This is a genomic window from Rhodosalinus sediminis, from assembly GCF_003385555.1.
Classification (GTDB): Bacteria; Pseudomonadota; Alphaproteobacteria; order Rhodobacterales; family Rhodobacteraceae; genus Rhodosalinus; species Rhodosalinus sediminis.
On the sequence record NZ_QOHR01000043.1, the window covers coordinates 1 to 9,253 of the forward strand.

Here is a 9,253-nt window from a genome sequence, read left to right on the forward strand (position 1 = left end):
GACCGGCAGATCGACCGGCCGTGGCGCTTCGGCTTCGACCCAGTCGCAGAGCCCGCCCAGCGTGCGGTCGGCTGCGAGCGCCGTGCCGATGCTGACGGTCAGCGCGTCGAAGGCGGCGTCACGGTCGGCGCCCTGCACGACGGCCTCGATCTCGGCGCGGTGCTGGTAGTGGTAGCGCAGCGGCGACAGCGTCACTTCCGGCTCCCCCGGCTCGCCGTCGCGCAGGATCAGCAGGCCCTCGGCCGGCACGCGCTCGGGCAGCACCTCGCCGCGCAGTGCAGTGGCGGGCAGCGCCGAGAGCCGCGCGTGCAGCGCGGCGAGGATGGTTTCGCGGGGGGTGGGCATGTTTCCGTCTTCGTATGGAACCGACAAAATGGTCAGAGAAGGTCGCCGAAGCTCGCGATCTTCAGTCTGAACCGGTGGTTAGCTGCCCAGTCGTCCTTGATGGCGTCGGCCTCCTCGACGCTTAGAAGGCCTTCGACAACCATCTGAACTGTCAGGTCGACGGTCCCGAGAACCACGAGACCTCCATTGATGCGACGCGCTTCGTTCGCTGCGCGCCTATCGTCCAGAGCGAGACCGGCGCCGATCGAAATGGCGTGTGCGATGGTGGCGCTTTCACCGATGCCGAGGCGTTGCGTGCCAGTCAGTTGTCCGAACATCTCCAGGGCAGCGTCGTCCTCCACGCGGCAGACTTCGCAGCATCCTGCAGCAACCGCGGCTTCGAAGCGGGCCAGCTGGTCCAAATACGCATCGGTAATTTCGCCAGCGGCATGGTCTGTGACCAGGAATTGTGGAGACAAATCCCGGATGAGATCCATCCGGTCAATCCGGAGGAAGTTTACCAGCACAGAAGTATCTGTAACGAGGAGAATGGGTGGCGGCGCAGGCATCGTGGGCGTCACTCGGCTCGCGCTGCTTCCGCAAGCTCAAGCAGCTTGCGCCCGTCAACGCCGACGGTCTTGCCCACATCGAGAAGGCGCCCTCGGGAGATTTCGCCGAGCCGATACGCCTCGAGCGCCAGATGCGCCACCCGGCCCCGAAGCTCTCGGGTTCCTCTCTTGCCACTCACCGGCTCCTCGAGATCCTCGAACAGGTCCAATGCGCGCAGATAGTCCCTCCCGGCCTCCTCCTGCTCGGATGACAGAAGCAGGACGCTCTCCGGTTGATTGATGTAGCGAAGGCTCTTCAGACGATAGACCGCCGCCTGATAGCTCACTCCAAACCTATGCGCGATGAAAGCGACGTCCTGAAAGCCGATCGTCTGAGAGCGGGGCGCCGGACGCAGCTGGCCCTGAATGCTGCCGCCGGTCGCCACATCGAAGACGATCTGATCAGTGCGCGCCGGCTGGCCCTTCCCTAGCTGGCGCAGTTCCTCTTCGAGGCCCGCTTCGGGCAGCAGGAAGGCGGCGGCGAAAGCATTCGCGCGCTGTTCGATCCTTTCGCGGCTGTTGTCCGCGCTGCTGACGCCGACGACCCTGTTCCGATCCATGAGGGCGTGCGCGTACTCGTGCGCCAGCGAGAAGCGCTGGCGGGCGCGTACATGTCCCGAATTCACGAGCACTGCCATGCCGATGCTCGGATGATGCAGGAACAAGCCAGACATGGTGTGCGGGAGATCGACGACTGATGCCCAAATTCCCTGATCGCCGAGCAATTCCGTCACGTCGGCAATCGGGGCGCTTCCAAGCTCAAGTCGCCTTCGTTCCTGTTCAGCCACACGCTCGCCCTGAGCGACAGCTTCCCCGGTCGATCTCGGTACGGGCTCACGATATGCTGGTGGCCCATCCCGCTCCTCGCGCCCCAGCAAGATCTCCAGGCTGACACCTTCGCGGCAGATTTGCACGCAGCGGTCCACCTCGACCCGCACCTCCGGATCTGCGTCGAGTCCGGGGGCAATTCGATGCAGCGCAACGACGACATCTTCTTCGGCGTCCGGCACGTCCGCGAGAAACCAGCTAACAGGGCGACGATAGAGATCCGCTAGGCGCGCAAGTTCCATGGTGGATACTGCGCGGTTCCCTCCTTCGATCTGAGTGACGGCCGTGCGGGGAAGGCCAAGCGCTTCGGCAGCGTCGGCCTGACTGATTGATGCGAGTTCTCGTGCCTCCCTCAGTCGACGAGACATTTCGGTGCGGTTCATGACGGGTTCCTCGGTGTGCGTGTCGGGCTTCTCCCGGCCCCCACGTGGGGACAAGATAGGTTGATCGCACTATAACGTCAAATTCTTACTTGAACGTTCGATTGCCGTACACCAGATCATGGCCATGCCACCGAAAGGAGGTGATGGGCATGGCAGGCAAGAACCAGCACGTGGTTCGCCGCGAGGACGGCTGGGCAGTTCTCGGCGCCGGCAACAGCCGCGACACCGCGCGCTACGGCACGCAGGCTGAGGCAATCGACCGGGCCACCGAGATTGCGCGAAACCAGCAGAGCGAAGTTCTGATCCACGGGCGTGACGGTCGGATCCGCGAGCGTAACAGCTACGGAAACGACCCTTTCCCGCCCCGCGGCTAAGAACGGCGCGGAGGACCCTCGGGGCCCTCCGCGCACCCGCTTGTTTTCAAATCCGCTCCTCCACCCAATTCGCCACGATCAGCCCCGGCACACCATCCAATGCCCGGTCCGCGTCCCGCGGCAGGTCCAGCCGCTTCGGCAGCTTGACCTGCGGCACGAGCAGGAAGATCGGCGCGGTGACCTTGCCGCGCCCGGTCTTCGAGCGCGACACTACCGCCTGGCCCTTCGTATTCAGCCGGCCCTCCGCCACCAGCAGGCTCGGTCCGGTGCGGCGATAGACGAAGCGCAGGCGCAGCCCGCGGCGCTGCTCCCATTCGCCGGGCGTGATCCTGCCGCCGCGCAGGGACTTGCCCGCGGCGGGCAGCGGGATCGCCAGCCAGAACCGGTCCTTCGACCGGATCAGCGGCCCGGTGTCATGGGCGCCCACGATGACTGGGGCCTTGGACCAGACCAGTGCAGCCGCGTCCAGGCTTTCGCCCGACCTCGGGAAGTTCTGGCTCCGGATCGAGTTGGCCAGCCGTGTGCCGAGCCCCGCGCCGGTGATCTGCAACCGCCACGCGGTCTTCAGCCCGGTCCCGGCCTCGCGCATGGCGGCCGTCACGGCGCGTTCACCGGCCGCGACCTCGGCCGCCATCATCGCGACGATGTCGGGATCGATGTCGAGCTTGAGTTTCATCGCGGTCAGGCCGGACGTAGATCGACGGTCCAGACGAGCCGCTCACGGTCGCGGACCGGCTCGCCCTGGATGAGGAAGGCGTCGCCGTCGATCTCGATGCGGTCGCCGGGGCGCGGGTTCGCAACCTCCGCCACGCGTAGGTCAATCCGGGTCGTTTCCGACCAGATCCGCGCGTCGCCGAAATCGCTGATCGCGTCGGCACGCCGGGCGACGACGCGCACCAGCACGGGCGCGCCGCCGTCTGCGATGTAGACCGCGTCCCGGCCGATGTTCGGATCGGCGAAGAGCACGCCGACGACGGCGGCGAAGGCGCTCATCAGAACGTCGCGTTCAGGCGCACCCGGCCGATGGTGTCGCCCGCGCCGCTCGCCACCGCCTCGACGGCCACGCCGATCAGGGTGTTGTCGGTTGCGACCGTGGTGGTGCGCTTGTTGGTGTCGTCCCAATAGACCTTGGCGCCGACGGTCCAGGCCTGCGAGCCGACCTTGGTGATGTCGAACACGCCGACGAGCGCGGTCTCGACGGGCTCGCCGAGGGCGGCGGCCCCGGCCGCGATGCCGAAGATGGAGCTCACGAGCAGGCCATCGCCGGAGGCGACGGCATAGGGTGCGGTCAGGGTGATGGTGTTGCCGGGCTGGACGTAGGTTTTCATGATGGGGATCCTCGTGGAAAGACGAAGGGCGGCCCGTCAGGACCGCCCGCATGTCAGGGTTCAGCATTGGAAGCGGGTTACGCGCCCGGGTTCTTGTAGAGGCCGCGCCAGTCGATGGCCTTGGCGCCGAAGTCGAGGCGGCACTTGATCTCGACGCCGTCGACATCGAAGCCGTTGCGGGTCTCGATGTAGGCGCCCTGCTGGCCCTCGAGATAGGCGTACTCGATGGTGTCGATCTGGTTCGGGCTCGCCGCCAGATACCAGGCTGTCTCGCTGGCAGCATCGAGTCGGGGCTCGCTGATCGGCGCGAGGGTGCGGATCGACTGCGGCACCACGCTGGAGGTCGCGGCGGGCACCAGGTTCTGCGCGACCAGCTGCTCGGCCTTCAGTTCCAGCGAGGCGGGCACGATCAGGAAGGCCGGACGGACGTTGAGCGCCGTTTTCTTGTCGAGGCCCGTCTGCTTGGCCATTGCCGCGCGGGCCGCACCGACGCTGCCGACGTCGAGCGCCGCGCCGGTGCCCGCGAGGTTCTTGTGCGTGGTGTGGAACAGCGCGTTGCCGTCGGCCATCGCCGGGTTGGCGGTGATGATGCCCCAGACCACATCGCTTTCCAGCTGCGCGATGGAGTTGCCATACATCGCCGGGATGCGGGTGAAGGCGTCGAGATCGTCGTTGATCAGCGTCTGGCGGGTGATCGCGACCACCCGGCCATAGGTCTTGACCTTGTAGCTCTCCTTGCTCTCGCCGAGCGTCCCGCGCTTGAACTCGCCGCTCTCGCCGACCTCAAGCAGTTGCGGCGCCTCGCCGAGCTGGACCCGATGCATGGCCTTGAAGTCGGTGGCGAGCACCTGACGGCAGAACAGCATGAAGGTGCGGGGATAGGCCTCGTAGGCCTGCCGCAGGGTCTTGTTGGTGACCGCCGACAGGATCTCGGGGAAGTCCGAGGTCGAGTGCAGCGCGCGGGTCGCCACCTCGTCGCGCGACAGGCCACGGGTGTTCACCCCGGCATTGCCGAGGCTTTCGCGGGCGAGTTCCAGCAGCGTCATGCCGCGATACTGGCGCGCAGCGTCTTCCAGCTGGAACAGCGTGGGGCTGTAGCGGTGCAGCAGCGCATTCGCCACCGCGTCGCGGCGGGTGATGCGCTCGTCGCGGCCACCCAGCGGGACGGAGACATGGGAGAAGGTCCGGGTCTCGTCCGACTTCGCCGCGACCTGATCGAGGATCAGACGGCGGGACTCGTCGACGCTGACGCCGCGCTTGACCAGATCCTCGGCGAAGCCGCGCTCGAGGTTCAGGCGACCGGCCAGATCGTAGATGGTCGAGACGCGGTCGCGCTCGGCCTCGCGCGCGCGGGTGGCGACCGCTTCGGTGTCGGGCGCTGCGGGAGTGTCGGTTGTCTGAAGCTTCGGCTGCGCGCGGGTTTCGCTGGCGGCGACCTTCGGGTCGGGCGCAGCCGCTTTCGGCTCGGTCATGGGGGTGTCCTCGGTTTCGACCGGCGCGGTCGGCTGGGTGTTGGTGGGGGTTGCGGCGTCGCTCGCCGTGGTCTGGGTCTTGTCCGTCATCGGGGGTGCTCCTTGCGGTGTGGGGGCGTCCCGGCGGTGAAGGACGCAGTCGTGAAGAGGGTGCTGGGCGCGGAAGCCTGCGGCGGGATCGGCGCCGACCGCGACGGCGGAGACCTCGAAGGGGGTCCAGTCCACCGCGCGCCAGAGCTCGCGGGCGGCCTCGGGCTTCGAGACCTCGAAGCGGTGGACCTGGTAGCCGATGGAGACCGCGCGGATGTGCCCGGCCTGGATGTCGCGCCAGATCGGCTCGACATCGGTGCGTTCGCTGATCCGGACCAGCGCGATGCCGCGCCCGTTCTCGATCCGGGCCGAGCCCGGCACGACCGAGCCGATCACCGCGTCGAGCGTGTCGAGCTCGTGCACCTTCAGGAACGGCGCGCCCGCGTTCAGCCGGTCGAGCCGGACATGGGCCGGATCGAGGCTCAGCTCCTCGTCATAGGGCTCGCCGAAGAAGGTGGCGCGGCGGACGCGCGCGCCCGCCGACCAGACCACCTCGACGGTGCGGCTGTCGGCATCGGCCGTGTTCGGCGCAAGCTCCGCCGACCGGCGCATGGCCGGCAGTTCGATCATCGTGTCCATGAAGGTCAGTCCTGTTGGTCGGCCTGCGCCGGGTCATTGTCCGCGTCGGCGGCCGGGTCGTTGGTGTCCGGTGCGTCGGCGGCCGGATCGTTCACCGGATCGCCGGTCTGCGCGCTGCCGGTCTTGGTGACGCGGCGAGGGTCGCTGTCGAGGACCAGCCCCAGCGCGTCGAGCTTGGCATTGGTCGCGGCGATTTCAGCCAGCACGGCGTCGGGATTGCGGCCCTGCCGCGCGATCACCTCTGCCAGCGTCATGGTGCCGGAGCGGATCGACAGCAGGTTCGCCATCGCGTCCTTTTGCGGATCGACCGCCTCGAACTTCGGCGGCGACCATTCGACTGGCACGGTTGGCGACGGGATCTGCCCCGCCGCCCAGGCGGCTTCCGTGAACCACCGCCACACCGGCGCGCAGAACATCGGGATGAACAGCTGCCACTGCACCGCGTCGATCTGGCGGCGGAACTCGACGAGCCCCGCGCGGATCGAGGAATAGTTGACCTGGCTGAGATCGCCGGTCAGCAACTCGTAGGGCACCCGGAAGCCCGCCGAGATCGTGTGCAGGCTGGCCCGCTTGTATTCGCCATAGCCCCCGGTGGCCGAAGGCTGGTTGAACCGGATGTCCTTGCCGCCGCGGGCATAGGCGATCAGCCCCGGTTCGAACTGCTCGACGCGGTTGCCATCGGCATCGACGACGGAGGGCGCGATGCCCTGCTGGGCCTCGTCGTCGCCGAACACGATGGCGGTGACGCAGGCCTCGGTCTTCTTGCGGACCAGTTCGGCCACCTCGTAATCGTCGAGATCGCGCAAGCTGCGGATCACCGGCGCGCCCCAGGGAACGCCGCGCGCCTGCGTGCGCTGCTTCTCGTAGACATGGGCGATCTCGGTCGCGGGGACCGGGCGGCTCTGCAACCCGTTCTGCAAGGCACCATAGGCGTCGCCCGGATGCTCGGCATGGAGCCAGTACGCGCGGCGCTTGCCGACCGGGTCGAACTCGATCCCCTGCACCAGCCGCCCCGCGCCAATGGCGCCGGACTTGGTGGCGTCGAGGAAGTCGGCCTCCAGCACCTGCAACTGCAGCGGCACCGGAAGGCCGTCGCTCGCGCGCCGCAGGCGGCGGCGCACCAGCACCTCACCCGCCTCGACCATCTCGCGGCAGATCAGCGTCTGCAGGCCGTAGAAGTCGAGCTGGCCGTCGGCGTCGCACTCCGCCGTCCAGCGCTCGAAGAGCGCGTCGACCTTGCGGTCGAGCTTGTCGTCGCCGCTCGCGGCGCGGGGCATGATCCCCGCGCCGATGATGTTGTTGACCAGCACCGCCACGGCCTTGGCCGCATGCGGGTTGTTGCGCACCAGATCGCGCATCCGATCACGCAGCAGCGCCCCGGCCACGCCGATCTCGGTGTCGGCCGAGGATCCCGGCGCGCGCCAGCCTTCCGTGCGCCGCCCACGCGCCGCGCCGTCATAGCCCCGCGTCAGGGTCGCGAAGGCCTGGCGCGCCATCACGCGACGCGCGGCCATGCGCGGCGCCACCGTGGCGATGGCGTGGTCGAACCAGGTCGCCGACATCACCGATCCCCGCGCGAGAAGCCCGCAAGCCCAGCCACCGGCAGCGGACGGCTGACGCCCGCGATGGCGCGTTCGATGGTGCGGATGCGGGCGAGCAGGTCCTCGGCCGAGCCGTAATCCACCGACTTGCCGTCATAGCTGACCCGGGTCGTGCCGCTGGCATAGGCCCGGCGCAGCGCCGAGAGCTCGGTTTCCGTCCAGTCGGTCATGTTCAAAACCATCCTCCGCGCCGCCCGAGCCAGTCGGAGCGGCGCTTGCCCTGCGGGGCCTGTCCCGGCCGGTTGATCTGCCCGGCGGGATCGGTGTCGGTGGGGGCGTCTCCACCGCCAGTTGCCGCTCCAGGTCCTGCCAGCGCGCCTCCGACCATCGGTCGGCGCCCGCGATCCAGGCGGCGGCGCGGGCATAGACCCGGCAGTCCAGCGCCTCGTTGCGCTCGCGGAGCTTCTGCCATTCGAGCTTGGCGAAGCCGCGCTTGCCCTTGACCGTGACCAGCTGCTCGGCGGTCAGCTGCTTGAGCCATTCGCCGTCAGCCCATGTCGGAAGATGCACCGTTCCCGGCGGAAACGATGCACCGGCCATGACCTCTTCCGCGGTCGGCCGGTCCTGCCGCAGGAAGCGGTAGGTCTCGGCCTTGAAGGTCGCGGTGGCCACGGACCACAGCCGCGCGCCGCGACGCAGGCGCTTGCCGCCGACGGTCGCGTCGACATAGGTCGGGCCCGTCACCGGGCTCGCCCGGTTGAACCCCTCGAGCCCCTTCACCGGCACGACCTGTGCGAACCCGACCCGCCGCGCCCAGCCGTAGACGGCGCTGGTCTCGAACCCGGTGTCGATGGCGAGCCGCGCGATGGTCATGTGCTGGCCGTTCTCATGCGCCCATGTCCGGACCAGCAGGTCGGTCAGCTGCTGCCAGCACGCCGGATCGCCGGGCCCGCCCTCAAGCACAAGGTGGTCGACGAGCCAGCTTTCCAGCCCGCGGCCCCAGGCCCAGACGTCGACCTCGATCCGGTCTTTCTGCACGTCGGCCCCGGCGGTCAGGAACAGTCCGCCTGCGGGCACGGAACCCGGCGTCCACGCCTCGCGCCGATCCGCCAGCCGCTGCCAGTCCGGCGCTTCGCCGGTCTCGACCCATGTCTCGCCGAGGACAGTGTTGCGGAACGCCTTGATCGCCTCGTCGGAGCCTCGGGCCACCTCCCAGGCCCGCGCAATCCGGTCCCAGCCCAGCCAGCCCACCGGCGAATAGAGCGCCGAGAGATGATAGCCGACGGTGCCGGGATCCTCCGGCTCGGCCGTCGCGCGCCATTCGCCGGCTTCCAGCATCGCCGTCTTGTGATGCTCGGCGATGGCCGCGTCGCAGCCCTCGCAGAGATATTCCGCCGTCTCCGGCCGGCCCTTTTCCCAGCGCAGCCGTTCGAACTTCAGCCACTGCATGACGTCGCAATGCGGGCACGGCACGAAGAAACGCCGCTGGTCGCTCGTCTCGAACTCCCGCTCGATCCTGCTCAGCCCCCGGATCGTCGGCGTCGAAACCAGGAAGACCTTGCGCCGATGCGCGAAGGTCAGCGAGCGCGCCTCGGCCAGCGTGACCGGGTCGCCTTCCTCGTCGGCCGAGGCGGGATAGGCGTCGACCTCGTCGAGGAAGATGTAGCGCGCCGGGGTGGAGCGCAGCCCGACCGCGGAGTTCGCCCCCGTCATGATCAGGATGCCG

11 protein-coding genes are annotated in these 9,253 nt (G+C 68.4%); 1 reads left to right on the top strand and 10 read right to left on the bottom strand.

Annotated features, from left to right (window positions below; all coding sequences use genetic code 11):
* From DRV84_RS14525 to DRV84_RS14535, 3 genes are all read right to left on the bottom strand, one after another.
* A partial coding sequence (locus DRV84_RS14525; RefSeq protein WP_115981984.1) for an acyl-CoA transferase occupies positions 1-345 on the bottom strand: 345 nt, incomplete at its 3' end.
* A gap of 32 nt (positions 346-377) precedes the next feature.
* Entirely contained in the window at positions 378-893 is a 516-nt protein-coding gene (locus DRV84_RS14530) for a PIN domain-containing protein (protein WP_115981986.1), read from the bottom strand.
* Between the two features lie 8 nt (positions 894-901).
* Positions 902-2,143, bottom strand: a complete 1,242-nt coding sequence (locus DRV84_RS14535) for a helix-turn-helix domain-containing protein (RefSeq protein WP_115981988.1) — start codon at positions 2,141-2,143, stop codon at positions 902-904.
* Positions 2,144-2,292: 149 nt separating this feature from the next.
* On the opposite strand from DRV84_RS14535, the gene DRV84_RS14540 reads away from it, so the two are divergent.
* Positions 2,293-2,517, top strand: a complete 225-nt coding sequence (locus DRV84_RS14540) for a DUF2188 domain-containing protein (RefSeq protein WP_115981999.1) — start codon at positions 2,293-2,295, stop codon at positions 2,515-2,517.
* Between the two features lie 46 nt (positions 2,518-2,563).
* Here DRV84_RS14540 and DRV84_RS14545 read toward each other — a convergent pair whose 3' ends face one another.
* The 7 genes from DRV84_RS14545 to DRV84_RS14575 form a co-directional block, all read right to left on the bottom strand.
* Positions 2,564-3,193: a DUF6441 family protein gene (locus DRV84_RS14545; RefSeq protein ID WP_115981990.1), complete on the bottom strand. Its 630-nt coding sequence runs from the start codon at positions 3,191-3,193 to the stop codon at positions 2,564-2,566.
* Positions 3,194-3,198: 5 nt separating this feature from the next.
* A complete protein-coding gene (locus tag DRV84_RS14550; protein WP_115981991.1) occupies positions 3,199-3,510 on the bottom strand; it encodes a head-tail joining protein in 312 nt (103 codons plus the stop codon).
* The gene (locus DRV84_RS14555; RefSeq protein ID WP_115981993.1) at positions 3,510-3,845 is read right to left on the bottom strand and encodes a DUF2190 family protein; all 336 of its coding nucleotides are present in this window, start codon (positions 3,843-3,845) and stop codon (positions 3,510-3,512) included. Before DRV84_RS14555 ends, DRV84_RS14550 begins: the two co-directional genes overlap by 1 nt.
* A gap of 77 nt (positions 3,846-3,922) precedes the next feature.
* Positions 3,923-5,986, bottom strand: coding sequence for a prohead protease/major capsid protein fusion protein (locus tag DRV84_RS14560; protein WP_115981995.1), 2,064 nt, complete (start codon positions 5,984-5,986; stop codon positions 3,923-3,925).
* Positions 5,987-5,991: 5 nt separating this feature from the next.
* Complete coding sequence (locus DRV84_RS14565; RefSeq protein ID WP_115981997.1) at positions 5,992-7,548, bottom strand: phage portal protein; 1,557 nt, start codon at positions 7,546-7,548, stop codon at positions 5,992-5,994.
* Positions 7,548-7,757, bottom strand: a complete 210-nt coding sequence (locus DRV84_RS14570) for a phage head-tail joining protein (protein ID WP_023851464.1) — start codon at positions 7,755-7,757, stop codon at positions 7,548-7,550. The genes DRV84_RS14565 and DRV84_RS14570 overlap by 1 nt, the downstream gene beginning before the upstream one ends.
* A partial coding sequence (locus DRV84_RS14575; RefSeq protein WP_147298880.1) for a phage terminase large subunit family protein occupies positions 7,681-9,253 on the bottom strand: 1,573 nt, incomplete at its 5' end. The genes DRV84_RS14575 and DRV84_RS14570, both read right to left, overlap by 77 nt.